This is a genomic window from Caballeronia sp. Sq4a, from assembly GCF_023170545.1.
In the GTDB taxonomy this organism is placed as follows: Bacteria; Pseudomonadota; Gammaproteobacteria; order Burkholderiales; family Burkholderiaceae; genus Caballeronia.
In genome coordinates this window covers 757,118-782,665 of the sequence record NZ_CP084250.1, presented here as the reverse complement: position 1 = coordinate 782,665, position 25,548 = coordinate 757,118, and the positions used below count along the sequence as shown (strand labels likewise).

20 protein-coding genes are annotated in these 25,548 nt (G+C 66.3%); 12 read left to right on the top strand and 8 right to left on the bottom strand.

What is annotated here, in order from left to right; translation table 11 throughout:
* Window positions 1-27: 27 nt before the first annotated feature.
* The 10 genes from hemN (at window position 28) to LDZ24_RS03560 (ending at window position 13,291) form a co-directional block, all read left to right on the top strand.
* Window positions 28-1,410, top strand: a complete 1,383-nt coding sequence (gene hemN / locus LDZ24_RS03605) for an oxygen-independent coproporphyrinogen III oxidase (protein ID WP_248321640.1) — start codon at window positions 28-30, stop codon at window positions 1,408-1,410.
* Window positions 1,411-1,635: 225 nt separating this feature from the next.
* Window positions 1,636-3,015, top strand: a complete 1,380-nt coding sequence (locus LDZ24_RS03600; protein WP_248321639.1) for an amidase — start codon at window positions 1,636-1,638, stop codon at window positions 3,013-3,015.
* A gap of 140 nt (window positions 3,016-3,155) precedes the next feature.
* Window positions 3,156-3,674, top strand: a complete 519-nt coding sequence (locus tag LDZ24_RS03595; protein WP_248322263.1) for a disulfide bond formation protein B — start codon at window positions 3,156-3,158, stop codon at window positions 3,672-3,674.
* A gap of 242 nt (window positions 3,675-3,916) precedes the next feature.
* Window positions 3,917-5,443 (top strand): xanthine dehydrogenase small subunit, encoded by a 1,527-nt coding sequence (gene xdhA / locus LDZ24_RS03590; protein WP_248321638.1) that lies wholly within the window; start codon window positions 3,917-3,919, stop codon window positions 5,441-5,443.
* Window positions 5,440-7,833: a xanthine dehydrogenase molybdopterin binding subunit gene (gene xdhB, locus LDZ24_RS03585; protein ID WP_248321637.1), complete on the top strand. Its 2,394-nt coding sequence runs from the start codon at window positions 5,440-5,442 to the stop codon at window positions 7,831-7,833. The genes xdhA and xdhB overlap by 4 nt, the downstream gene beginning before the upstream one ends.
* Window positions 7,834-7,879: 46 nt before the next feature.
* Window positions 7,880-8,896, top strand: a complete 1,017-nt coding sequence (xdhC, locus tag LDZ24_RS03580) for a xanthine dehydrogenase accessory protein XdhC (protein WP_248321636.1) — start codon at window positions 7,880-7,882, stop codon at window positions 8,894-8,896.
* Between the two features lie 42 nt (window positions 8,897-8,938).
* Window positions 8,939-9,961, top strand: a complete 1,023-nt coding sequence (locus LDZ24_RS03575; protein WP_248321635.1) for an adenosine deaminase — start codon at window positions 8,939-8,941, stop codon at window positions 9,959-9,961.
* 33 nt (window positions 9,962-9,994) lie between these two features.
* Window positions 9,995-11,365 (top strand): NCS2 family permease, encoded by a 1,371-nt coding sequence (locus LDZ24_RS03570; protein WP_248321634.1) that lies wholly within the window; start codon window positions 9,995-9,997, stop codon window positions 11,363-11,365.
* Window positions 11,366-11,394: 29 nt separating this feature from the next.
* Entirely contained in the window at window positions 11,395-12,723 is a 1,329-nt protein-coding gene (guaD, locus tag LDZ24_RS03565; RefSeq protein WP_248321633.1) for a guanine deaminase, read from the top strand.
* Between the two features lie 178 nt (window positions 12,724-12,901).
* Complete coding sequence (locus tag LDZ24_RS03560) at window positions 12,902-13,291, top strand: hypothetical protein (RefSeq protein ID WP_248321632.1); 390 nt, start codon at window positions 12,902-12,904, stop codon at window positions 13,289-13,291.
* Between the two features lie 9 nt (window positions 13,292-13,300).
* Here LDZ24_RS03560 and LDZ24_RS03555 read toward each other — a convergent pair whose 3' ends face one another.
* The 8 genes from LDZ24_RS03555 to LDZ24_RS03520 all read right to left on the bottom strand — a co-directional run bounded on the left by LDZ24_RS03555 (window position 13,301) and on the right by LDZ24_RS03520 (window position 21,400).
* On the bottom strand, window positions 13,301-14,365 hold the full coding sequence (locus LDZ24_RS03555) for a 2-aminoethylphosphonate aminotransferase (protein ID WP_248321631.1): 1,065 nt from the start codon (window positions 14,363-14,365) through the stop codon (window positions 13,301-13,303).
* On the bottom strand, window positions 14,365-15,543 hold the full coding sequence (gene aepY / locus LDZ24_RS03550; protein ID WP_248321630.1) for a phosphonopyruvate decarboxylase: 1,179 nt from the start codon (window positions 15,541-15,543) through the stop codon (window positions 14,365-14,367). The genes LDZ24_RS03555 and aepY overlap by 1 nt, the downstream gene beginning before the upstream one ends.
* Window positions 15,536-17,233 carry a phosphoenolpyruvate mutase gene (gene aepX, locus LDZ24_RS03545; protein ID WP_248321629.1) on the bottom strand — a complete coding sequence of 566 codons (1,698 nt, stop codon included), beginning with the start codon at window positions 17,231-17,233 and terminating at the stop codon, window positions 15,536-15,538. The genes aepY and aepX overlap by 8 nt, the downstream gene beginning before the upstream one ends.
* The gene (locus tag LDZ24_RS03540) at window positions 17,230-18,006 is read right to left on the bottom strand and encodes an NTP transferase domain-containing protein (RefSeq protein ID WP_206467776.1); all 777 of its coding nucleotides are present in this window, start codon (window positions 18,004-18,006) and stop codon (window positions 17,230-17,232) included. Before LDZ24_RS03540 ends, aepX begins: the two co-directional genes overlap by 4 nt.
* 25 nt (window positions 18,007-18,031) lie before the next feature.
* Window positions 18,032-19,048, bottom strand: coding sequence for a flippase-like domain-containing protein (locus tag LDZ24_RS03535; RefSeq protein WP_248321628.1), 1,017 nt, complete (start codon window positions 19,046-19,048; stop codon window positions 18,032-18,034).
* Window positions 19,045-19,857: a 2OG-Fe(II) oxygenase gene (locus tag LDZ24_RS03530; RefSeq protein ID WP_248321627.1), complete on the bottom strand. Its 813-nt coding sequence runs from the start codon at window positions 19,855-19,857 to the stop codon at window positions 19,045-19,047. The genes LDZ24_RS03535 and LDZ24_RS03530 overlap by 4 nt, the downstream gene beginning before the upstream one ends.
* Complete coding sequence (locus LDZ24_RS03525; protein WP_248321626.1) at window positions 19,854-20,585, bottom strand: CDP-alcohol phosphatidyltransferase family protein; 732 nt, start codon at window positions 20,583-20,585, stop codon at window positions 19,854-19,856. Before LDZ24_RS03525 ends, LDZ24_RS03530 begins: the two co-directional genes overlap by 4 nt.
* A gap of 95 nt (window positions 20,586-20,680) precedes the next feature.
* Entirely contained in the window at window positions 20,681-21,400 is a 720-nt protein-coding gene (locus LDZ24_RS03520; protein ID WP_248321625.1) for a DUF4136 domain-containing protein, read from the bottom strand.
* Window positions 21,401-21,604: 204 nt separating this feature from the next.
* Here LDZ24_RS03520 and pepN point away from each other — a divergent pair, with 204 nt between their 5' ends.
* Together pepN and LDZ24_RS03510 are read left to right on the top strand one after the other, a co-directional pair.
* On the top strand, window positions 21,605-24,331 hold the full coding sequence (gene pepN, locus LDZ24_RS03515) for an aminopeptidase N (protein ID WP_248321624.1): 2,727 nt from the start codon (window positions 21,605-21,607) through the stop codon (window positions 24,329-24,331).
* Window positions 24,332-24,481: 150 nt separating this feature from the next.
* Window positions 24,482-25,501 (top strand): class 1 fructose-bisphosphatase, encoded by a 1,020-nt coding sequence (locus LDZ24_RS03510; RefSeq protein ID WP_248321623.1) that lies wholly within the window; start codon window positions 24,482-24,484, stop codon window positions 25,499-25,501.
* Window positions 25,502-25,548: the final 47 nt, after the last annotated feature.

Genomic DNA, 25,548 nt, shown 5'->3' with positions numbered 1-25,548 from the left:
AAGATCGCCGCAACTCGAAGGCTGCCCATGACTCTCGCCGACACCCTTTTTCGCCCGGACCTGCTCGCGCGTTACGACGCGCACGGCCCGCGCTACACGTCCTACCCCACGGCCGTCCAGTTCACGGAATCGTTCGATCCCGCCCACTACTTCGAAGCCGCACGCCGAGGCGGCGCATCGGCGGATCTGTCGCTGTACTTCCACATTCCGTTCTGCGACACCGTCTGCTTCTATTGCGGCTGCAACAAGGTCGCGACGAAGAATCGCGCGCACGCCCGCCCGTATCTGGACCGCATGAAGCGCGAACTCGCGATGCAGGCCGCGCACTTCGATACGCGCCGCCCCGTCACGCAGCTTCACTGGGGCGGCGGCACGCCGACATTCCTCTCGCACGACGAGATGGCCGAGCTCATGGCCGCCACCGCCGAGCATTTCGACCTCGTGCCCGATGCGCGCGCCGAATATTCGATCGAAGTCGATCCGCGCGAAGCGTCCGCCGAAACCATCGCTGTGCTGCGCGAGCTCGGCTTCAACCGGTTGAGCCTCGGCGTGCAGGACTTCGACGAGCGCGTGCAGCAGGCCGTCAACCGCATCCAGCCACGCGCGATGACCGAGGACGTGATGCGCGCGGCGCGCGAGCACGGCTTCGAGTCGGTGAGCGTCGATCTCATCTACGGCTTGCCGCATCAGAGCGTCGAGAGCTTCACGCGCACGCTCGACGCGATCATCGCGCTCGCGCCGGACCGCGTCTCCGTGTTCGGCTATGCGCACATGCCCGCGCTCTTCAAGATGCAGCGTCAGATCGACGAAGCGGCGCTGCCTTCGGCCGCCGTGCGGCTCGCCATTCTGGAGCGCGTGATCGAGCGAATGAGCGATGCGGGCTACGTCTACATCGGCATGGACCATTTCGCGCTGCCCGGCGACGAACTCGCCCGCGCCTTTGAGGCCGGCACGCTCCAGCGCAACTTTCAGGGCTACAGCACGCATGCGGACTGCGATCTGATCGGCATCGGCGCGTCGTCCATCGGCAAGGTCGGGAACGTCTACGCCCAGAACGCGCGCGATCTCGCCGACTACGCAGCCGCCATCGACGGCGGGCGCTTCCCAATTCAGCGCGGCGTGCGTCTCTCCGCCGACGACCTCTTGCGCCGCGACGTCATCATGCGGCTCATGTGCGGCGGCGTCCTCCGGTTTGCCGACATCGAGCGGGAACACGGCATCGTCTTCAGCGACGCCTTCGCGGCCGAACTCGCGCGCCTGGCGCCGATGGCCGACGACGGCCTCATCGACATCACGCCGGACGCCATTCGCGTGCTGCCGGCCGGACGCATGCTCGTGCGCAACGTCGCATCGGTATTCGACCGCTATCTGGGACAGGCGAGCCTCCGGCGCTTCTCGCGGACCATCTGAACGGGCGACTCGTCGCACCTTCAACGGTGAGGTCGCGTATTTCTTACTGCGCTGGCTTAGAATGACAGCCACCCTGGGCGTCCGGCTGCAATTCGCCACGACCGCCCGCCCTTTCACCGCCGATGCGTCGCGCCGCCGCCCGCATCGGACCGCCGCCGGCACGATGAACGAAGCCCGCCGCACGCTTCGCCTGCGCCGCCGCCGGCAACGCCACTGCTCGATGCCATGCCGACCACTTCGCCGCAGTTCCCCCCGCTAGCCCTCCTCGCCGCAGAATTGAAGTGCGGCCGCACGACGAGCCGCGCGCTCGTCGAGACCGCGCTGGAACGGATCGCCGATCCCAATGGCCAGGGCTCGACCGTGTTCCTTCAGGTCGATGCCGAACACGCCCGCGCCGCCGCCGACGCCCACGACGCGCTGCGCCGCGCCGGCACGGTGCTCTCGCCGCTCGCGGGCATTCCGGTGTCCGTGAAAGATCTCTTCGATGTCGAAGGTCAGGTGACGCGCGCCGGATCGCGCGTGCTCGCGAACGCCGAGCCCGCCCGCGCCGATGCCGTCACGGTCGCGCGCCTGCGCCGCGCGGGCGCGGTGATCGTCGGACGCACGAACATGAGCGAGTTCGCGTTTTCGGGGCTCGGGCTCAATCCGCACTATGGGACGCCGCGCTCGCCGTACCGCGCGAACGTGCCGGACGACGCGCGCATTGCGGGCGGATCGTCGTCGGGCGCGGCGGCATCGGTCGCGGACGGCATGGCCGCCGTCGCGCTCGGCACCGATACAGGCGGTTCGCTGCGCATTCCCGCCGCGTTCTGCGGCCTGACCGGCTTCAAGCCGACCGCGAGCCGCATTCCGAAGCAAGGCGGCGTGCCGCTTTCCAGGACGCTGGATTCGTTCGGGCCGATCGGCGCGACGGTCGCGTGTTGCGCGCTCGTCGACCGCATTCTCGCGGGGCGCGAGCCGGACGTGCCCGCCACGCGCCCGCTCGACGGCGTGCGCCTCGGCGTGCTCACGAATTACGTGACGGACGGCGTGGAAGCGCCTGTCGCGCAGGCCGTGCAGGCGGCGGTCGATCATCTCGCCGCCGCGGGCGCGCTGGTGGAAGACGTGCGCTTCGCGCCGCTGGACCGTCTGCCGGACATCAACCGCTTCGGGCTGGTGGCGATCGAAGCGTACGCGTGGCATCGCAAGCTGATTGCCGAGCATGCCGGCGAATATGATCCGCGCGTGCTCGCGCGTCTGATGCGCGCGGAAACCGCGAGCGCCGCGGACTACATCGAGCTGTGCGAGGCGCGCGCCGCCATGATCGAGGCCGCGCGCACGACGCTCTGGCAACGCTTCGACGCCATTCTGTGCCCGACGGTGCCCGTGCTGCCGCCGCGCATCGCCGATCTTGAAGCCGACGACGACCGCTTCGCGCGCACCAACGCGCTCGTGCTGCGCAACCCGACGACCTTCAATTTTCTCGATGCCTGCGCGCTGTCGCTGCCGTGTCATCGGCGCGGCGAGGCGCCGGTCGGCCTCATGCTCGCGGGCGCGCCGAACGCCGACGACACGCTGCTGTCCATCGGCCGCGCGGTCGAAGCCGTGCTGGAGACGACGCGCTGACACGCCGCATCGGTCACGAAAACGCGGCTGTGTTTCGCACCGGGCGATCGCGCTAGAATTCCTGCGCGATGCCGGCCCGGTCAGGTGCTTCCTTCTCGAAACGTTGCGAAATAATGAACAACCATCTACATCAATTCACGATGCACGAGGACGACCGCGCGCTGCGCCGCGAGCGGCGGCTCTTGACGCTGCTGGGCTTCGTATGTCTCGGGCTCGTCGCCGGGGCGCTGTATCTGCAGTTCTTCCGTGGCGAAGACCCGTGTCCGCTTTGCATCATCCAGCGCTATTTCTTCGTGCTGATCGCGGTGTTCGCGTTTCTCGGCGCGGGCTTCAACGGCTGGCGCGGCGTCGCGCTGCTGGAGGCGCTCGTCGCGCTTTCGGCGCTCGGCGGCCTGGCCACGGCCGCGCGGCACGTCTACATTCAGGCGAATCCCGGCTTTAGCTGCGGTTTCGATGCGTTGCAACCCGTCGTCGACAGCCTGCCGCCCGCGCGCTGGCTGCCGCAAGTGTTCAAGGTGGCGGGGCTTTGCGAGACCGCTTATCCGCCGATTTTCGGGCTCTCGCTGCCGCAATGGTCGCTGGTCGCGTTCGCCATCATCTTCGCGCTGGTTGCGTTGAGCCTCCGGTCGAGGCGCAAAACGCGGGCGGCGGCGCTTTAACTGCCTTCGGCGCGGGCGTTCGCGTCCGCGCGTCTTGCCTTTCTCTCGCATTTCACTTCCCCGCATCACCGCTTCCGCATAATCTGAATACGATCCCAAAAATATTTTTGGGATATTGCGGTGCTATGGTCGAGGCTGGATGGCGATCTACGTGCGCGCAGTCCGCGCTGCATGCCCGAACTTCGGGATGCGGGCGGAAACCGCGTAACGCGCGCCTGGTCCGCAATGTCCCTGCCCGGTTCATGACAACGCACACCATCCGCTTCCTGCACCGCGGCGCCGTCCGCGACATCGCCGATGCGCCCGCCACGCGCACCGTGCTTCAGCATCTGCGCGCGAACGACTGCACCGGCACCAAAGAAGGCTGCGCCGAAGGCGATTGCGGCGCGTGCACCGTGGTCGTCGGCGAACTCGATTCAGCGGGCGAACTCGCGCTCAAGGCCGTCAACGCGTGCATCCAGCTGCTGCCGACGCTCGATTCGCGCGCGCTGTTCACCGTCGAAGACCTTCGCGGCGCCGACGGCGCACTGCACCCGGTGCAACAGGCGCTCGTCGATTGTCACGGCTCGCAATGCGGCTTCTGCACGCCGGGCTTCGTGATGTCGCTGTGGGCGCTGTACCACGCCCATCCGCGCGATGCGGGGCCGCCTTCGCGCGACGAAATCGCCGCCGCCATATCCGGCAATCTGTGCCGCTGCACCGGCTACCGGCCGATCATCGATGCCGCCGAGCACATGTTCGACTATCCGCCGCCGGCCTTCGACCGCGATGCGATCCGCGCGACGCTCGCCGGCCTGCGCCGCACGCAGACGTTCGAGTACCGCGCGCCGGACGCGCGCGGCGATGCCTTCGGCGCGCCGGCGTTTCATGCGCCCGTCACGCGCGCCGAATTCGCCCGCCTTCGCGCAGCGAACCCGGACGCGCGTTTGCTCGCGGGCAGCACGGATATCGGCCTGTGGATCACCAAGCAGTTTCGCGATCTCGGCGACATTCTGTTCATCGGCAACGTCGAGGAACTGAAGCGCATCGAGCGCGACGCGCAGACGGTGACGATCGGCGCGGCGGCATCGCTCGAAGATGCGTATGCCGCGCTTACCGCCGATTACCCCGAACTCGCCGAGCTATGGACGCGCTTCGCGTCGCGCCCGATCCGCAATGCCGGCACGCTCGGCGGGAACATTGCGAACGGCTCGCCGATCGGCGATTCGATGCCCGCGCTCATCGCGCTCGACGCCGAACTCGTGCTCCAACACGGCGACAAGACGCGCACGATGCCGCTCGACGCGTTCTACCTCGCGTATCAGAAGACCGCGCTTCAGCCGGGCGAATTCGTCGCGGCGATTCGCGTGCCGCGCCCGGCCGCGGACTTGCGGTTCCGGACGTACAAGGTGGCGAAGCGCTACGATCAGGACATCTCCGCCGTATGCGCGGCTTTCGCGATCCGGCTGGACGACAGCCATCGCGTGACAAGCGCGCGGATTGCGTTCGGCGGCATGGCGGCGACGCCCAAACGCGCGGCTCAGGCCGAAGCGGCGCTGACCGGCGCGCAATGGACCGACGACACCGTGCGCGCCGCCATGAACGCGCTCAATGCCGACTTTCAGCCGCTCACCGACATGCGCGCATCGAGCGCGTATCGGGCGAAGGTGGCGCGCAACCTGCTGCGGCGCTTCCATCTGGAGACGCGCGCCGACGCGCCGCTCGCGCTGGCCCAAGTGAACGCGTTCGCGTACGCCGCGCATGCGTCGATCTCCGAGGAGCAGCCATGAACAAGGCGAGCGAACCGATCGCACTCGATGCCGCAGCCCGGCCCGCCAACGTGGACGCCGACGCCGCGGGCGCCGCGCTGCCGCACGAATCGGCGGCGCTGCATGTGAGCGGCGAGGCGGTCTACACCGACGACATCCGCGAATTGCGCGGCACGCTGCACGCGGCGCTCGGGCTGTCGCGATACGCGCACGCGCGCATCGTCTCGATAAATCTCGATGCCGTGCGTGCCGCGCCCGGCGTCGTCGCGGTTCTGACCGCCGCCGACATTCGCGGCGAGAACAACTGCGGCCCGGTGCTGCACGACGACCCGATCCTCGCCGCCGACGAGGTGCAGTACCTCGGGCAGCCGGTGTTCGCGGTCATCGCAGAGACGCACGATCTGGCGCGCCGCGCCGCCGCGCTCGCCAAAAGCGACGATGTCGTGCGCTACGAGCCGCTCGAATCCGTCCTGACGCCGCGCGAAGCCAAGGCGCGCAAGCAGTTCGTGCTGCCGCCGCTGCATCTGAAACGCGGCGATCCGGACGCGCGCATCGCGGGCGCGAAGCATCGCATTGCCGGGGAATTCGAGGTCGGCGGGCAGGAGCAGTTCTATCTCGAAGGCCAGGTGGCGTACGCCGTGCCGAAGGAATCGGACGGCATGCTCGTCTACAGCTCGACGCAGCATCCGAGCGAAATGCAGCAGGTCGTCGCGCACATGCTCGACTGGCCGACGCACGCGGTCGTGTGCGAATGCCGGCGCATGGGCGGCGGCTTCGGCGGCAAGGAATCGCAATCGGCGGTGTTCGCGTGCGTCGCGGCGCTCGCCGCGCATGTGCTGAAGCGCCCGGTGAAGCTGCGCGCGGATCGCGACGACGACTTCATGATCACCGGCAAGCGCCACGACGCGGTCTACGAATACGAAGCGGGCTTCGACGACGACGGGCGCATCGTCGGCGCGCGCGTCGAGATTGCGCTTCGGGCCGGCTATTCGGCGGACTTGTCGGGCGCGGTCGCGACGCGCGCCGTGTGCCACTTCGACAACGCATATTTCCTGAGCGATGTCGATATCCGCGCGTTCTGCTGCAAGACCAACACGCAGTCGAACACGGCGTTTCGCGGCTTCGGCGGCCCGCAAGGCGCGCTCGTGATGGAAGTGATGCTCGATGAAATCGCGCATCGGCTGAAGCGCGATCCGCTCGATGTGCGACGCGCGAACTACTACGGCATCGACGCGCGCAACGTCACGCCGTACGGCCAGACGGTCGCGGACAACGTGCTCGCCCCGCTCACCGACGAGTTGATCGAGTCCAGCGATTACCACGCGCGCCGCCAAGCGATCGCCGCGTTCAACGCGACGAATGACGTGCTCAAGCGCGGCATCGCGTTCACGCCGGTCAAGTTCGGCATCTCGTTCAACGTGCCGTTTCTGAATCAGGCCGGCGCGCTCGTGCATGTCTACAAGGACGGCTCGGTGCTCGTCAATCATGGCGGCACGGAAATGGGGCAGGGGCTCAACACGAAGGTCGCGCAAGTGGTGGCGAGCGTGCTCGGCATCGGCCTGGCGCGCGTGCGCGTGACGGCCACCGATACGTCGAAGGTCGCGAATACGTCGGCGACGGCGGCATCTACCGGAAGCGATCTCAACGGCAAGGCGGCGGAAGCGGCGGCGCTGACCATCCGGGAGCGCCTCGCCGAATTGGCCGCGAAGCAGCTCGGCGGCGCAGCCGCGGACGTGCGCTTTCACGGCGGCGTGGTCGAGGCGAACGGCGGGCAAATGCCGTTCGATCAACTGGTCGCGGCCGCGTATCTGGCGCGCGTGCAGTTGTGGTCCGACGGCTTCTACGCGACGCCCAAGGTCCATTGGGACGCGAAGACGCTAACCGGCCACCCGTTCTACTACTTCGCGTACGGCGCGGCGGTATCGGAGGTCGTCGTCGATACGCTCACCGGCGAATGGAAGTTGCTGCGGGCCGACGTGCTTCACGACGCGGGGCGCTCGATCAACCCGGCCATCGACCTGGGACAAGTGGAAGGCGGCTTCATTCAGGGCATGGGCTGGCTCACGACCGAGGAGCTGTGGTGGAACCGCGACGGACGTCTGATGACGCACGCGCCCTCCACATACAAGATCCCCGCCGTCAACGACACGCCCGCCGCGTTCCACGTCGCGCTCTTTCGCGGCGCGGGCAACGAGAACGTCGAGCCGACCATCTTTCGCTCGAAGGCGGTCGGCGAGCCGCCGCTGTTGCTCGCGTTTTCGGTGCTGCTCGCGATCCGCGCCGCCATCGCGGGCGCTTCGCCCGAGGCGCCCAGCGCGCCGAAGCTGCGCGCGCCCGCCACGCCCGAAGCGATTCTCGACGCGCTCGCTTCCGTCGCCGCCGAGGCGGAGGCCGCCGCCCCGGTAAACTAGCGCCTGCGACGACGCAATAACCCGATCCTCTCCCGGAGCCTCATCCATGCAAGTTTGGCTGAACGACCTGCAACACCTGCTCGCGCACGGCGACGCCGTCGTGCTCGTGACGGTCGCGCGTGTCGAAGGCTCCGCGCCGCGGGAGCCGGGCACGAAGATGATCGTGACGCGCGAGGACGCCCGCTACACCATCGGCGGCGGCCATCTCGAATGGAAGGCGATCGAAACCGCCCGGCAAGTGCTGAAGGACGGCATGCGCAGCCCGCGCATGCGCCGGCTCGAACGTTTCGCGCTCGGTCCGAGCCTCGGCCAGTGCTGCGGCGGCGCGGTCGTGCTCGCGTTCGAGCGGCTCGACGTATCGGACCTGAACTGGGTGACTTCGCTCGCCAAACGCACGGCGGCCGGGCTTTCGACGGTGCGCAGCGTCTCCTTCGCGCCGATGCCCGACGCCGTGATGCTGTCCGATCCCGAGCCGGGCGCCGATAACGCCGACTGCCTGTTGTGGGACGGCGCCGGCTTCGACGAGAGCGGCGCGCTGCTCACCGAAACCATCGCGCCGCGCGCCTTTCAGGTGGTGCTGTTCGGCGCGGGTCACGTGGGCGCGGCGCTCGTGCGCGTGCTCGCCACGCTGCCCTGTCACGTGCGATGGGTCGACGAGCGCGACGCCGCGTTTCCGGCCGCGCAGTTCGTGCCGGACAACGTGACGATCGAGCCGAACGACGCGCCCGACGAAGCCGTCGACAACGCGCCGGCCGGCACGTACTTCATCGTCATGACGCACAACCATGCGGTGGATCTCGTGCTGGCCGAACGCATTCTCGCGCGCGGCGACTTCGCGTTCTTCGGCATGATCGGCTCGCACACGAAGCGCAGGCAGTTCGAGCACCGGCTCGCGGCGCGCGGCATCGACCCCGCGCGCATCGCGAGGATGGTGTGTCCGATCGGCATCGACGGCATCGTCGACAAAGCGCCGGAAGTGATCGCCGTCGCAGCGGCCGCCCAGCTGCTGCAGGCCGTGGAAGCGCGTGCCGAGCTTTCCGCGTCGTCGCAACAGACCGCTTGACCCCGAGCGGAAGCCCCTAGCATCGACATAAGAAAACAGCCCATGAATCCCACACTCGCCGACAAGATCGCGCGCGCGCCGAAGGCGGAACTGCACATTCACATCGAAGGATCGCTCGAGCCCGAACTGATCTTCGCGCTGGCCGAACGCAACGGCGTGAAGCTCGCGTACGACTCCATCGACGCGCTGCGCGCCGCGTACGCGTTCACCGACCTGCAGTCGTTCCTCGACATCTACTACGCGGGCGCGAGCGTCCTGCTGCATGAGGCCGATTTCTACGACATGACGATGGCCTATGTCGAGCGCGCGCTCGCCGACCACGTCACGCACGCGGAAATCTTCTTCGATCCGCAAACGCATACGGAGCGCGGCGTCGCCATCGAAACGGTCGTCGCGGGCATCGAGCGCGCGCTCGCCGAAGGCGAGAAACGCGGCCTCACGTCGAAGCTGATTCTGTGCTTCCTGCGTCATCTCTCCGAGGAAGACGCGCTCGCCACGTATGAGAGCGCGCTGCCGCTTTTCGATCAGTACGCGCACCGGCTGATCGGCGTCGGGCTGGATTCGTCGGAACGCGGTCATCCGCCGTCGAAATTCGCGCGCGTCTTCGCGAAGGCGCGCGAGCGCGGGCTGAAGCTCGTCGCGCATGCGGGCGAGGAAGGTCCGCCCGCGTATGTCTACGAGGCGCTGGATGTGCTCAAGGTGGATCGCGTCGATCACGGCGTGCGCAGCATCGAAGACGCGGCGCTCGTCGCGCGTCTCGCGGATGCGCGCATCGCGCTGACCGTGTGCCCGCTCTCGAACATCAAGCTCTGCGTGTTCGACGACATGACCAAGCACACGCTGAAAGACCTGCTGGATCAGGGCGTCGCGGTGATGATCAACTCGGACGATCCCGCGTACTTCGGCGGCTACGTCAACGCCAACTACTTCGCCATCGTCGATGCGCTGAAGCTCTCGGACAAGGAGGTCTACACGCTGTTGAAGAACAGCCTGGAAGCCTCGTTCGTCACCGACGGCGAACGCGCCGCGATGGTCGCGCGCCTCGATGCGTACTGGAAGCAGTAAAGCCAAGCACTAACCGTACTAAACGCAATAAAGATGGATACCACAGCAACATCACAACGCGACACCACCGCCCTCGAACGATTCTTCGGCATTCGCGCGGCCGGCTCGCGCACGAAGACCGAAATCGTCGCGGGCATCACGACCTTTCTCACGGCGATGTACATCATCGTCGTCAATCCAGGCATTCTTTCGCAGGCCGGCGTGCCGTTTCCGGCAGCGCTCACGGCAACCGTCATCGTCAGCTTTCTCGGCAGCTGCGCGATGGGCCTCTACGCGCGCAATCCCGTGCTCGTCGCGCCCGGCATGGGCATGAACGCGCTCTTCGCCTTCGTCATGGTCCACGGCGGCAAGATGCCGTGGCAGACGGCGCTCGGCTGCGTGTTCTGGGCCGGCGTCATCTTCGCGGTGCTCGCGGTGTTCAACGCGCGCAAGCTCGTCGTGGATGCGATTCCCGCGAACCTGCGCCATGCGGTGTCGTGCGGCATCGGCTTGTTCATCAGCCTGATCGGGCTCGTGAACGCGAAGTTCGTCGTCGGCGATCCGGTGACAATCGTGCATTCGGCCTCGCTCAATCCGGTGGTCATCACGTTCCTGATCGGCCTTGCCGTCACGACGATTCTCGTCGCGCGCAAAGTGACCGGCGCGCTGATGCTCGGCATCGTGTTCACGACGATCATCGCCATTCCGATCGGCCGCGTCTGGGGCGACGGCACCGCGTACTGGCCCGCCGCCATCGCCACGAAGACGCTCGTCAACTGGAACGGCCTCTTCGCCGCGCCGGACTTCTCGGGCATCTGGCAACTGGACCTCACGGGCGCGCTCAAGGTGGTCTACTGGCCGTTCATCTTCGTGATGCTGTTCACGTCGTTCTTCGACGCGCTTTCCACCTTCATGGCGATTTCCGAGGCCGGCAAGCTGTTCGACGCGAACGGCAACCCGCGCAACATCCGCCAGTCGATGATGGTCGACGCCTTCTCCGCGCTCGTTTCCGCGCCGCTCGGCACGAGTCCGGCGAACGCGTATATCGAATCGGCGGCGGGCATTTCGGCGGGCGGGCGCACCGGGCTCGTCGCCGTCGTCGCGGGCCTGTGCTTTCTGCCGTTCCTGTTTCTCTCGCCGCTCTTGTCGCTCGTTCCGGCGATCGCGACCGCGCCCGCGCTCGTGCTGGTCGGCGTGTTCATGATGGAAGCGATCACGCAGATCGAATGGCATCGCTTCGATGAAGCCATTCCCGCGTTCCTCGCGATGATCCTGATTCCGCTGACCTACTCGATCACCGACGGCGTCGCCTACGGCTTTCTCGCGTTCGTCGTGCTCAAGTCGGCGACCGGGCGCTTCAACGAGATCAAGCCGGCGATGTGGATCATCGCGGCCTTCTCGCTCGTATTGCTTTCGCAGTTGTAGACATCACTAGAAATCGGAGACGTTGCACCATGACTCAGACCGCCTACCGCGCCCAGTTGCTCACCTTCCGCGAAGACCCCGCGCTCGCCGCCGACGGCGCGGTGTACGAGGCCGACGGCCTGTTGATCGTCGAGGACGGCAAAGTGGCCGCGGCAGGCGCGTATGCGTCGCTGCGCGACACGCTCGGCGCGGACGCGACCGTGCACACCATGCGCGACAAGCTGATCGTGCCCGGCTTCATCGACTCGCACATTCACTTTCCGCAGACGGACATGATCGCGTCGCCCGCGCCGGGTCTTCTGCCGTGGCTCAACACGTACACGTTTCCGACCGAGCGCGGCTTCGAGAATCCAGCCGTCGCGCGGGAGACGGCGAGCTTTTTCCTCGATGAACTGCTCGCGTGCGGCACGACGACGGCGCTCGTCTACTGCACGGTGCACAAGCAATCCGCCGATGCGTTCTTCACCGAAAGCGAGGCGCGCAATCTGCGCATGGTGGCCGGCAAGGTGCTGATGGATCGCAACTGCCCCGAGTTCCTGCGCGACACGGCGCAATCCGGCTACGACGACAGCGCCGAGCTCATCGCGCGCTGGCACGGCCGCGGCCGACAGCATTACGCGCTGACGCCGCGCTTTGCGCCGACATCGACCGAAGCGCAGCTGGAGGCGTGCGGCGCGCTCGCGCAGCAGCACCGCGATGTGTTCATTCAGACGCACGTCGCGGAGAACACCGACGAGATCAAGTGGGTCGAGAGTCTGTTTCCGGGGCACCGCAGCTATCTGGACGTCTACGATCACTACGGACTTCTGCGGCGACGCGCGGTGTACGGCCACTGCATTCATCTCGACGATACCGACCGGCAGCGCATGGCCGAAACGGGCGCGGTCGCGTCGCATTGCCCGACGTCGAACCTGTTTCTCGGCAGCGGTTTGTTCGATTTCGAGAAAGCTGGCGCGTCGAAGATGCCGGTCGCGCTCGCGACGGACGTCGGCGGCGGCACGTCGTTCTCCATGCTCCAGACGATGAACGAAGCGCACAAGGTCGCGCGTCTGACGGGGCATCACTTAAGCGCGACGCGCATGTTCTGGCTCGCGACGACGGGCGCAGCGCAAGTCCTCGAACTGGACGACAAGATCGGCACGCTCGCGCCCGGCAGCGAAGCGGATTTCGTCGTGCTCGATCCGGCCGCGACGCCGCTGCTCGCCCGGCGCACGGCGCGCGTCGAATCGCTCGAAGAACTGCTGTTCGCGTTTGCGCTGCTCGGCGATGACCGCGCCGTGTTCGAAACCTACGCGGCAGGCAAGCGCGTGCACGAGCGCGAGCGGCGCAGGACGACGGCGCTGGAACTGGCGGCCTGAGTGTCGACTAAGCGCCCTTCGCACGAAGGGCGTTTTCCTTTGCGAGGCCGAGAAAGCGCTGATCCGAGCACAAATTTTGCGCGCTCGCTAAAGTGCAAGCTTTCGTCCGTCACCGTCAAGATTCGTTATGAAGGCCGCCGCGCTATTCTTTCGCCTAGCCGCATCCCTCGCGCTCGCTATGTCGGCTGCGCCGTCGCATGCACGCGCAATCGAAGCGCAACTCGACTGCCACTCCACCGCGCACGACTTCATCGCGCCGCTTCAGCAGGACGGATTGATCGAGAAGAAGCCGATGCGTGTCGAGCCGAACTCCGTCAACGCTTTCAAGGCGGTCAAAGGCGCGACGCTGACGGCATACGGATTCAAGGTGTATGCGGTCGTCGGCTACCAGAAGGACGATCCGATCTTCAAACAGGGCAACGGTGAGCCGATTGCGGATTCGGCTTACGGCGTGGTCGTCTGGGCGAGCGACGATGCCGTGAAGGAAAAGGTCGACGCAGCGGGCAGCGACGCCGACGTGCACCACGTCGCGCCCTTCATCACGGCGATTTTCTGCAAAGGCCCCTGACGCTTACGCTTAACGCAGCAGTTCCGCGACGGATGCGATCAGGCGATCCATGTCCCTGGCGTCGAGCGCGCCCATCGTCGAGATGCGGAACAAGGTCTTCGACAAGCCGCCCTGCCCCGCGTAGATCACGAAGCCCTTGGCCTTCAGCGCATCGTGCAGCGTTTCGTAGCTGATGCCCGCCGGCAGCCGGTACGCGCGCAGCACGACCGACGACTCGTCCGCCGGCAAAGCGCTTTCGATTCCGAGCGCCGCAAAGCCCGCTCGCACTTGCTCGGCGAGCGCCGCATAGCGCGCGTGGCGCTTGCGCCAGCCGCCTTCGTCCTCGAACTCGCGCAACGCCTCCACGAGCGCGTAGTACGCGTGCACCGACGGCGTGAACGGCGTGTTGCGCGCGTCCTGCAACTTCGCGAGCCGCGCGATGCCGAGGTAGTACGTGCGGCTCGCGGCCTTCGCCAGCGCGTCGCGTCGCGCGATCACGAACGCCGCGCCCGGCACGCCGTGCAGGCACTTGTTCGCCGTCGCCGCCACCGCGACGATGCCGCCGCCGTCGAAGTCGATCGCTTCCGCGCCGAAGCTGCTCACGCCATCCACCAACAGGCCGACGCCGCGTTCGGCGCACGCCCGCGAGAGCGCATCGAGCGGATTCAGGCGGCCCGTCGTCGTTTCATGATGAATGATCGCGACGTGCGAGAACGCCTTCTCGTCGATCATGCGGATGATCGCGTCGGTGTCCGGCGCCTGCATCCATTCGTACTTCAGCACGTCATGCTCGATGCCGTACTGCGCGGCGATCTGCGCGATGCGGTCGCCATACACGCCGTTTTCCACGACGAGCAGCCGACCGCCTTCCGGCACGAGGCCCGCGATCATGCTTTCGACGGCTGCCGTGCCGGAACCGGTCATCAGCACCGCGGTCCACTTCGCGGGATCGAGCTCGTATGCCGCGACGAGCCGGGTTCTCGCTTCGTCCTGCAAGTCGAAGAACTCCGGCTCGCGATGGCACAGGTCCGTTTGCAGCAGGCTGTTGCGCACGCGTTCGGTCAGCGTGACGGGACCGGGATTGAGCAGCAGCATCAGCGTTCTCCGATGTGTCGTTGCAGACGCGCGCGCACGTCTTCCGGCGTGATCTTCGGGCGCGGCAGGTCGGCGGGCGTGCCGGTGCGGATCGACAGCCGCGCGAAGCGCGCGCCTTCGGGCGCTTGCGCGTCGAAGAGGCGGTCGATCACGCCGATGTCGTCGCCGTCGAGCGCGAGCGCGTAGCCGCACGCCGACGCGATCGACGCGAAATCGACGCCGCGCGAGACGGTCGCCTGTCCGCCGGTCGATTCGTGCGCGCCGTTGTCGAGCAACAGGTGAATCAGGTTCGCCGGGCCGTAGGCGCCGAGCGTCGAAAACGCGCCCATGCGCATGAGCGCGGCGCCGTCGCCGTCGAGCGCGACGACGGTGAGATCCGGACGCGACAACGCGAGCCCGAGCGCCATCGGCGTCACGCAGCCCATGGAGCCGACGAGATACAGCTGATTCTCGCGGTCGTCGATGGCGTACAGTTCGCGGCCGCAGAAGCCGGTCGAGGCCAGAACGACGGTCGAATCCTTAGGCGTGCGTGCGATCACGCGCTCGAGCGCGGCATGACGCGTCACGCGCTCGCCTTCAAATCGGTCGACCGGCGCGTGCGCTTCGGTCGAGCGCACGCCCGACAGCCCGGTCTTCTTCAGTTCGTACGGCGCGACGCTGCCCTTCTGCATCACGAGCGCATACGGACGGCCGGTGCGGTCCATGTATTCGGTCGCGCGGTCGAGCGCCGGACCGATGGCGTCCGCTTCCGTCGGGAAAAGCTCCCACGGAATCTCCATCGTGTCGAGCATCTGCGGCGTGATCGGGCCCATCAGCGCGTGCTGCGGCTCATCGGCGACGCCCGGCTGGCCGCGCCACGTCACGATCAGAAGCTGCGGCAGCCGGAACGTCCACGTGAGCGAGGTCAGCGGGCTCACCGCGTTGCCGAGGCCGGAGTTCTGCATCATCGCGATGCCGCGACGTTTGCGCTCGCCGTTCCCCGCGCCGTTTGCTGCGCCAAGCGCCACGCCCGCGATCAGCGCGACCGCATCGCCTTCGTTCGCCGCCGACACGTAATGCAGCGATTCGTCCTGCAGCACGTAGTTGATGAACGGCGTGAGAAACGAGCACGGCACGCCCGCATACCAGTCGAAGCCGCGCGCGCGCGCCGCCTCGACGAACTGGGCGGCCTCAATCACGCGCGTTCTCCAGACCTTCCGAGCCGATCGGCGTTTGTCCGTGCGCGAAGTCGCCCGCGCGGCGGAAGTCGTCGAGGTCGTTCACGCCGCGCCAGTGGCCGTGCACGTACTGCACTTCGATCTTTTCGCCCGCCGCGACGAGCGCATTCAGCAGCGCGGCCATGTCGAGCGTATCGAAGTCGGGGCGCGCCTGAAGCTGCGCGAGGACCGCGAGCAGGCGGTCACGGGCGCCGCCGCGCACATTGATGAGACCCATCCAGCGGCCCTGCGGCACGCGGCCTTCGGTCAGGCCGTGTCCCGCGCCGACCACGCTTTCCAGCCACACTTTCTGGCCGAAGAGCGCACGGTCATCGGGTTGCGAGCAGTATGCGAAGTCGGTCGCGGAGGCGCCCGATTGCGGCGTCTGCGACGAATCGACGACGACGCAGAAGTCGCTCGGCGATTCGACCAAATCGCGCAGGATATAGCTGCGGAACAGCAGGTCGCCGTAGGACAGCACCGTGTCGCCGGTGATGTGCTTCGCGGCGCACGCGAGCGATGCCAGTTCGCCCGTCGACGCGTGCTTGTCATTCACGACGAGCCGCACGCCCGACGTATCGATCGCATCGGCACGGTAGCCGCCGACCACGGTGATGTCGTTGATGCCTTCCTTCTTGAATGCCTCGACGAGATGGCGCAGAAGCGGCTTGCCCGCGACCGGCAGCATCACCTTCGGACGATCGGCCGTCACGGCTTCGAGGCCCGCGCCGCGGCTCGCCGCCAGCACGACCGCGCTGCGCTTTTCGTTGGCCGCCGTCAGATAGATGTTCTCCGCCGCCGAGTATTCGTCGGCGTCTTGCAGCCGGAAAATCTCGTTCACCGTCGCGATCCGGTCTTCCACATTGACGAGCGTCTCGCTGTCGTGGATTTCCTTCGCGATGGCCTGCATCGCGGAGACGGCGCCGCGAATCAGATGGTTCGCCCAGATCACGCAGCTGATGCCCGCCTGACGGAACGCGTCGGTCGGCGTGCTGTAGTACTTCGTCGGCACGATCACGAGCGGACCGCGCCCGGCCCATTCGCGCGCGAAGGTCAGGATTTCGTCGGGCTTCGAGAGCTTGCTGTGGATCAGGATCGCGTCCGCGCCCGCCTGGCGATACGCCTCGGCGCGCTTGAGCGCCTCCTCCATCCCCCAGCCCGCGATCAGCGCCTCGACGCGCGCCACGATCGAAAAGTTAGGATCGCTTTGCGAATCCTTGCCCGCCTTGATCTTGCCGCAGAATTCGTCGATGTCCGCGAGCGGCTGCGCTTCGCCGTTGATGAAGCTGTTGGTCTTCGGGAACTGCTTGTCCTCGATGCACACGCCCGCGATGCCGCGCTGCTCCAGCTTCTTCACCAGCCGGCGCACGTTGTTGAAGTTGCCGTAGCCGGTGTCGCCGTCGAGCAGAATGGGCAGATCGCTCGCGTCGGCCATGAATTCGAGGTTATCGACAACCTGCGTCCAGCTCGCTTCGTTGTTGTCGCGCACGCCGAACTGCGCGGAGATCGAGAGGCCCGAGCCCCAGATTGCCTTGAAACCGGCTTCCTTCGCAATGCGCGCAGAGATGCCGTTGTGCGCTTCCATCAGGAATTCGAGGCGGCTGCTCTGCAGCATCTCGCGCAGGCGCATGGTGCGCGAGTAGCCGACGGGAATGGTTCGGGGTGCGTTCATTGTTGGGATGCTCCTGCAAACTGACGTAGCGGTTGCAACTGCGGCAGCACTTCGTCGGCTGCGCGTTTCACGTCGTTCTGAAAGTCGATTTCGATCCACGGCGCGCCGGTCACATCGGCGATATCGAACACGTGGGCTTTTTCCAGCAGCAGGTCGCGCACCGCTTCTTCGTGCGGCATCTTCGCGCGGCCCGTTTCGACATAATCCGCGACGATATCGGCAAGACGCGCGGCCGTCTTCTCGTCGAAGCGAAAGAAGCCGACCGATTCGCCGATGGTGTCGTAGTTCAGGCCCGCCGCGACCTGCTTGCGCAGTTCCACCGGCACGCCGTTTTCGACGCACAGCTTCACCGGCTCGTCGCCGGCTTCGAAATCGCGGTCGATCAGCAGGCGATTCACGGCGCCGCCCGCGACCAGCGGTTCGATGATGCGCTCGTCGTAAAGCACGTCGGCGTCCATCAGCAGCACGTCGCCGCCGCGCGTCATCGCTTCGCGCGCGGTGTGCACGGACAGCACGCTGCCGAGCGTGAATTCCTCGTTCACGACGATCTCCGTCTTCGGCTTCCAGTCGATCGACGCAAGTTCCGCCTCGATCTGTTCGTGCTTGAAGCCGGTGACGAAGACGATTTCATCGACGCCCGCGCCCTTCAGATAATGAAGATGGCGTTCGAGGAGCGAGGCGTCGCCAAAGCGCAGCAGGCATTTCGGCTTTTGCTGGCCTTCGGGCTGAACAAGACGCAGTCCCATCCCGGCCGCAAGAATAATTGCGCGCATGGTTGTTGTTCCCTTCGAGGGTGAATCAGTCGATATCCGGCACGCGCGCAAGACGACGGCGCTGCCAGCCTTTTTCAACGAAATGCAGATAGACGATGCCCGGCACACCGAGCAAGAGCTCGCGGGCGCGCTTGGCGAGCGAGAGCGCCAACGCCGTTTCGGGCGGCAGGCCGACGAGGCGCGCGAGCAGCAGATAACCGCCTTCCTGCACGCCGAGCGAGCCGGGAATGGCGAACGCCGCGCCGCGAATCGCCTGACCGAGGCTTTCGAGCAGCAGCGCTTCCGTCCAGCCGACCGGATGCCCGAGCAGATCGAGCACGATCCAGACTTCGCCCGTGCCGACGATCCAGCCGAGAAGGCTCAGGCCGAAGCTCGCCGCCACCTTGCCGCGCTCGCGATACAGCGCGTGCACGGCCGTATCGACCGCCTCGGCGCGCGTGACAAGCAACGACCAGTCGCGCTTCTTCGAAAAGCGCGCGGCAATGCCGGACGCAAAGCGCATCGCGCGGCCGAAGAGACCGCGCCGCTGCGCGAGATAGAAACCGAAGATCATCGCGCCGATCACGGCGACGACCGCGAGCACCGCAATCGACACGACCGTCGACGAGCCGCCCGCCGCGTAGCTCGTCAGCAGCACGACGCCGACGAGCGCGAAAAGAAGCTGCGCGACGGTCTGCATCGTCGTGCTCACGGTGATGACGGCGGCTGCGTCGCGCGCGCGCATGCCGCGCTGCGAGAGATGGCGGACCATCAGCATGGGCCCGCCGATTTGTCCGGCGGGCATCAGGCTATTGACCGATTCGCCCGCCCAGCGCGCGAGCAGCGCGTCGCGCAAGGTGACGTCGCGTTCGTTGCGGGAGAAGAGCACGCTGATCGCGCCCGCGTCGAGCACGAGCGGCGCGAAGTGAAACGCGGCCACCGCAAAGATGCCCCAGCCCGCGGCGGCGAGCGTCGACGCCACCGAGCCGAAACCTTGCCAGCCGAGCAGCGCGATGAACAACACCACGCCGATCGACAGCAGAAACGTGCCCGCGCGGCTCATGCCTGTCCGTTCTTGCCGCCTTTGCGGCGAAAGACCTGCTTAAAGCCGAAGTACGCGATCGAGTCCTTCATGTTCGAGATGAAACGCTGGAACGGCCGCATCTCCGGGTTCGTGACGTACTCGAACGTGAGCGACACGCGCATCTCGTTTTCGCCGAGCGGCGTGACGCGATGCCGGAGCTTGTCGCCGTCGAAGAACACCAGCGCGCCCGGCGGATACTGCACTGAGCCGGGCTGCGGCGTCGCGTTCGGCGTGCGCGTGTGCAGTTCGTAGTCGAGGCGGCAGGACGAGTCGTCGATCACGCCGAGCAGCATGGTGTAGCGGCGGCCGTTGTAGTACGACGTGTCGTAGTGCCAGCCGATGTGATCGCCGGGGCGCGTGTAGAAATAAAGCGCGTAGGCGTGCGGATCGTCTTCGGGCGAGAGTTGCAGCTTGTCGCCGCTCACCGCCTCCAGCCACTTGATGAGCGCCTCCGAGCGGTACAGGTCCGCGATGAACGGCGCGAGCTTGTCGAGCGTATGACGGCTCACGCTGCCGCCCGCCTTGTGGCCCGGCAGGTAGTTGCGGTTCACGGCCGGCATCACGTCGTGCACGGCGGCGATCAGGCGTTCGGTGTAGTCGCGCGGAAGGAAGTCGTCGAGATAGAGGAAGGAGCCTTGTTTCTCGTAGTCCGCGTGCAGCCTCGGCGTGGGCAACGTGGCGAGGCGCGCGTTGAGGGTCGCGTCGATATCGCGTGGCGACGGGCGGCCCGCGTGGTCCGCGTGTGACTGTCGAGGTTGCTGGTTGACCGGAGTTGCCGTATCGCTCATCTCACCGCCTGAAAATCGTTGCCGTCCTTGCGCGCGGCGTGCGCCGTCTGTGCTGTCTGTGCCTTCGCGCGCACGGTGGCTTCGGCGCGCACGCGGCGCGTCACGCGCCGGTAGTCCACCGCGACGAACACCGCGAACAACGGCGCGCCGATGGCCGCCGCGATCAGAAACGGCGTCATGCCGTTCAGCACCGTCACGAGCGGCAGCAGATACAGCACGTCTTCGGTTTCGAAGCCGGCGACCGTTGCCTGCTTGGTGCCGGACTTGCCGACCATCGACTCGATGCGCATGCGCAGGAAGAAAATGAGCGCGACCGCGACGCCCGCCACGCCGCCGAGCCACTGCGCGGCCGTCGCGTACGAAGGATGATGCACCGCGACGTAAAAACCGATGCCGGCGAAGAGCAGCACGGTCACGAGCGCGTCGCACGCAAGGTCGTAAAAGTGTCCGATCTTACTCGACTGACCGCTGATGCGCGCAAGCTCGCCATCGGTGTGATCGACGAAATTTGACAGCGCGATCAGGAGCGCGCCGAGCGAGCACAGCCAGAAGTCGCCGAGCGAAAGGTAGTACGCGCCGCCGAGCCCGATGGCGAGGCGAACGGTCGTCAGATGATTCGGCGTGACGGGCGTGCCGACGAGCGGCGTGACGAGGCGGCGGGCGAGCCGGGCGTCCCATGTGGCGGGCTCGGGAACGGCTTTCGGACGGGGCGGACACGGTTTTGTCATGACCGCGAATATATCGCTTATTGACCGCCGCTGCATATATTGCGGCGCGGCCGAATGCCCTGTTCTGGCGCGTCTCGGCGTGCCGCGAGCCACCGTCACTCCGCGGTTTTGGGCGCTGTTGCAGGCGCCGGCGCGGCGCCGCTCGCCGTCGAATCGGGCGATGCCGCCGTCTCGTTGCCGATGCCGACGTTCTTGTCCACCGGCAGCGTCACCGTGCGCACCGTGCCGTTGCCGAGCGGGAAGTCGGCGAGCGCGCTGCGGGCGAGATACGGCATCGCGCGATACAGCGAGGCGTCGTCGGTCGAATTGACCGCTGTCACCTTGTAGACCTCGCGTCCGGTCACGCGCTCGGTCATGCGGATCTGCAGCGCGTGGATATAGACGGGGTAACTCTGGTCGACATAGCCCGTCGGACCCCACGGGCCGTATGGACCGAAGCCGCCCCACGGCCCCCAGAACGGACGGCCGTAGTAGCCGTACCACGGCCACGGATCGTAATAGACGGGCTGCCGCACCGTCACGAGGTCGCCGCGCACGGAATACGCGAGCGCCACCTGAAAATGCGCGCTTGCTTGCGGCGCCTCCTTGAACGCGTATTTCGCCAGTTCGCTCGCGACGAGCGTCTCGTAAGTCTTCTGCTCGATGCTGTTCTGCTGGTCGTCACCGCGGGCGAACGCATAGGTGCGCGTGGCGTCGCTGCCCGTCCAGTCCGAGAACGCGGTCACCTGCGTCTGGACGTAGGTCGTGCAGCCAGCAAGCCACAACGCGCCGGGCAGGGAGGCCGCGCGTATCAGCCGATGGGTCGAGAGGTTCATGGCCATCCTCATTTCGTTGACTGCGCTCGGGCGAGCGTCGAACGGCGGCGCCGGACTCACCGGACTCACCGGACTCACCGGACTCACCGGACTCACGATAGCCAGCCGTTTTGTACAATGGTTCGACCTGCTGAGCCCGCGTTCGTGCGCGCATGAGCCGCACGTGAGCGTTCGGGCCGCCACTCTCACCGAGATGATCTTGCCATGTCCAACACGCCCGCACCGACCGCGTCCGCTGTGATTCGCCGCGAGGACTATACGCCGCCCGCTTTCCTCATCGATTCGGTCGCGCTGGAATTCGACCTCGTGCCGTCGCGCACGGTCGTGAAGAACACCATGCGCCTGCGCCGCAACCCGGACGCGCCGGGCCATGCGCCGCGCCTCGAACTGATCGGCGAGCAACTGGAGTTCGTGCGCGCCGCGATCAACGGCGCAGCGCACGCGGACGTGCAGACCAGCGAGAACGGTTTGTCGATCGGCGACCTTCCCGGCGACGCGTTCGAACTCAGCATCGAAACCGTCTGCAATCCGGAGCAGAACACGACGCTCTCCGGTCTTTATGTGTCGAGCGGCAACTTCTTCACGCAATGCGAGGCGGAAGGCTTCAGGCGCATCACGTACTTCCTCGACCGTCCGGACGTGATGGCCACCTACACCGTCACGCTGCGCGCCGACAAGGCGGCGTATCCGGTGCTTTTGTCCAACGGAAATCTGATCGAGGAAGGCGATCTGCCCGACGGCCGCCACTTCGCCAAGTGGGAAGATCCGTTCAAGAAGCCGAGTTATCTATTTGCGCTCGTCGCGGGCAAGCTCGTCGCGCTGGAAGAACGCATCAAGACCGGCTCGGGCAAGGAAAAGCTGCTGCAGGTGTGGGTCGAGGAACACGATCTCGACAAGACGCGCCACGCGATGGATTCGCTCATTCACTCGATCCGCTGGGACGAGAAGCGCTTCGGGCTGGAACTGGATCTGGACCGCTTCATGATCGTCGCGGTGAGCGACTTCAACATGGGCGCGATGGAGAACAAGGGCCTCAACATCTTCAACACAAAGTACGTGCTCGCCAATCCGGAAACGGCGACGGACACGGACTTTTCGAACATCGAGGCGGTGGTCGGCCACGAGTACTTCCATAACTGGACCGGCAACCGCGTGACGTGCCGCGACTGGTTCCAGTTGAGCCTGAAGGAAGGGCTGACGGTGTTCCGCGATCAGGAATTCTCCGCCGACATGGCCGCGGGCGACGCCGATGGCGCGGCGAGCGCGGCGGCCCGCGCGACCAAGCGCATCGAGGACGTGCGCGTGCTGCGGCAAATGCAGTTCGCCGAGGACGCCGGCCCGATGGCGCATCCGGTGCGCCCGGAGAGCTACGTCGAGATCAACAACTTCTACACGATGACCGTCTACGAGAAAGGCTCGGAAGTCGTGCGGATGTATCAGACGCTGTTCGGCCGCGACGGCTTCCGGCGCGGCATGGACCTCTACTTCCAGCGCCACGACGGCCAGGCCGTGACGTGCGACGACTTCCGTCAGGCGATGGCCGACGCAAATCATCGCGACCTCGCGCAATACGAGCGCTGGTACAGCCAGGCGGGCACGCCGCGCGTCACCGTGCGCGCGTCCTACGACGCCGCGAACAAGAAGTACACGCTGACGCTGACGCAAGGCTACGGCGAGACTTCGGAAGCCGCCCGCGCGACGCAGAAGGGACCGCTTCTGATTCCGTTCGCGGTCGGTCTGATCGGCGCGAACGGTGCGGATCTGCCGCTGCGTCTCGAAGGCGAAAAAGAGCCGAGCGGCACGACGCGCGTGCTCGAATTCACGGAGCGCGAGCAGTCGTTCACCTTCGTCGATGTCGCCGAGGCGCCCCTGCCCTCGCTGCTGCGCAATTTCTCGGCGCCTGTGATCGTCGAATACGACTACACGAATGAACAGCTCGCGTTCCTGCTCGCGCACGACAGCGATCCGTTCAACCGCTGGGAAGCCGGCCAGCGCCTCGCCACGCGCGAGTTGCTCGCGCTCGCCGGGCGCGCGGCGAAGGGCGAGACGCTTTCGATCGACGACGAAGTGATCGCGGCGTTCGCTCAGGTGCTCGACGACACCACGCTCACGCCCGCCTTCCGCGAACTCGCGCTGATGCTGCCGTCCGAGAGCTATCTCGCCGAGCAGATGAGCGTGTCGGACCCCGCCGCGGTGCACGCGGCGCGCGTGTTCATGAGCCGCCGGCTCGCGTCGCAGTTGCGCGACAAGTGGCTCGCTGTCTACGAGGCGAACCAGACGCCGGGCGAATACCGGCCGACGCCCGAAGACGCCGGCAAGCGCGCGCTCAAGAATCTGGCGCTCGCCTATCTGAGCCAAGTCGACGATCCGAGCGACGCCGTGCGTCTCGCGCAAAAGCAGTACGACGACGCGAACAACATGACGGACCGCTCCGCCGCGCTTTCGGCGCTGTTGCTTGCCAGCGCGACGGCAGGCGCGGACCCCACCGTCGCCGATGCGGCGCTCGCGGACTTCTATCGCCGCTTCGAGAAGGAGGCGCTGGTGGTCGACAAGTGGTTCGCGCTTCAGGCGACGCAGCGCGGCGGCGAGCAGCGTAAGGTGATCGAGATCGTGCGGCAGCTGATGCAGCATCCGGCATTCACGCTGAAAAACCCGAACCGCGCGCGCTCGCTCATTTTTAGCTTCTGTAGCGGCAATCCCGCGCAGTTCCACGCGGTCGACGGCTCCGGCTACGCGTTCTGGGCCGAGCAGGTTATCGCGCTGGACGCGTTGAATCCGCAGGTCGCGGCGCGGCTCGCGCGCGGACTCGAGATGTGGCGGCGCTTCACCCCGGCGCTGCGCGAGAAGATGCACGCGGCGTTGAGCGAAGTCGCGTCGAAGGCGAAGTCGCGCGACGTGCGGGAAGTGGTCGAGAAGGCGTTGGCGGCGTAACCGCGCTTGACCCGCTCAGTGGCCGTCGCGCGATGTTTCGTGCGACGGCCATTCTTGTTTATGGCGGCGACGGCCGGTGCTGTCACATGGGCGAGCAGGATCGAGCGGTTAGAATCGTGAATATTCGTCTAACGCTCACCGGAGCCCAGCATGTCCTCCATTTCCAGCCGTACCACGCTCACGAAGTATCTGATCGAGCAGCAGCGCGAACACCAGAACCTGCCGGCCGACCTGCGTCTTCTGATCGAAGTCGTCGCGCGGGCCTGCAAGCAAATCGGCTATCAGGTGAGCAAAGGCGCGCTCGGCGATGCGCTCGGCTCCGCCGGCAGCGAGAACGTGCAAGGCGAAGTGCAGAAGAAGCTCGACGTGCTCTCGAACGAAATCCTGCTCGAAGCCAACGAATGGGGCGGCAACCTGGCCGCGATGGCATCGGAAGAGATGGAAAAGATCTTCCCGATTCCGAACCGCTATCCGAAGGGCAACTATCTGCTGACCTTCGATCCGCTCGACGGCTCGTCGAACATCGACGTGAACGTGTCGATCGGGACCATCTTCTCGGTGTTGCGCTGCCCGGACGGCGCGGACCCGACGGAAGCGGTCTTCATGCAGCCGGGAAGCGCACAAGTGGCCGCAGGTTATGCCGTGTACGGGCCGCAGACGGTGCTGGTGCTGACCACGGGCAATGGCGTCAACTGCTTCACGCTCGACCGCGAACTCGGCTCCTGGGTGCTGACGCAGCGCGACATGCAGGTGCCGACGGAAACCCGCGAATATGCGATCAACGCGTCGAACAGCCGCCACTGGTACGAGCCGGTGCAGCGCTACGTCAACGAACTGAACGAAGGCAAGGACGGTCCGCGCAAGGAAGACTTCAATATGCGCTGGATCGCGTCGATGGTCGCGGACGTGCATCGCATCCTGAATCGCGGCGGCATCTTCATGTATCCGGCCGACAAGCGCACGCCGGATCGCCCGGGCAAGCTGCGCCTCATGTACGAAGCGAACCCGATGGCGTTCATCGTCGAGCAGGCGGGCGGCGCGGCGACCGACGGCGAGCGGCGCATTCTCGACATCGTCCCGACGAGCTTGCACCAGCGCGTGCCGGTGTTCCTCGGCTCGAAGAACGAAGTGGACCGCGTCACCCGCTACCATCAGACAAAGAAAAATTGATTCAGGGTCTTGCCAAATCGAGAATGTGGTCGCTATAATCTTGTTTC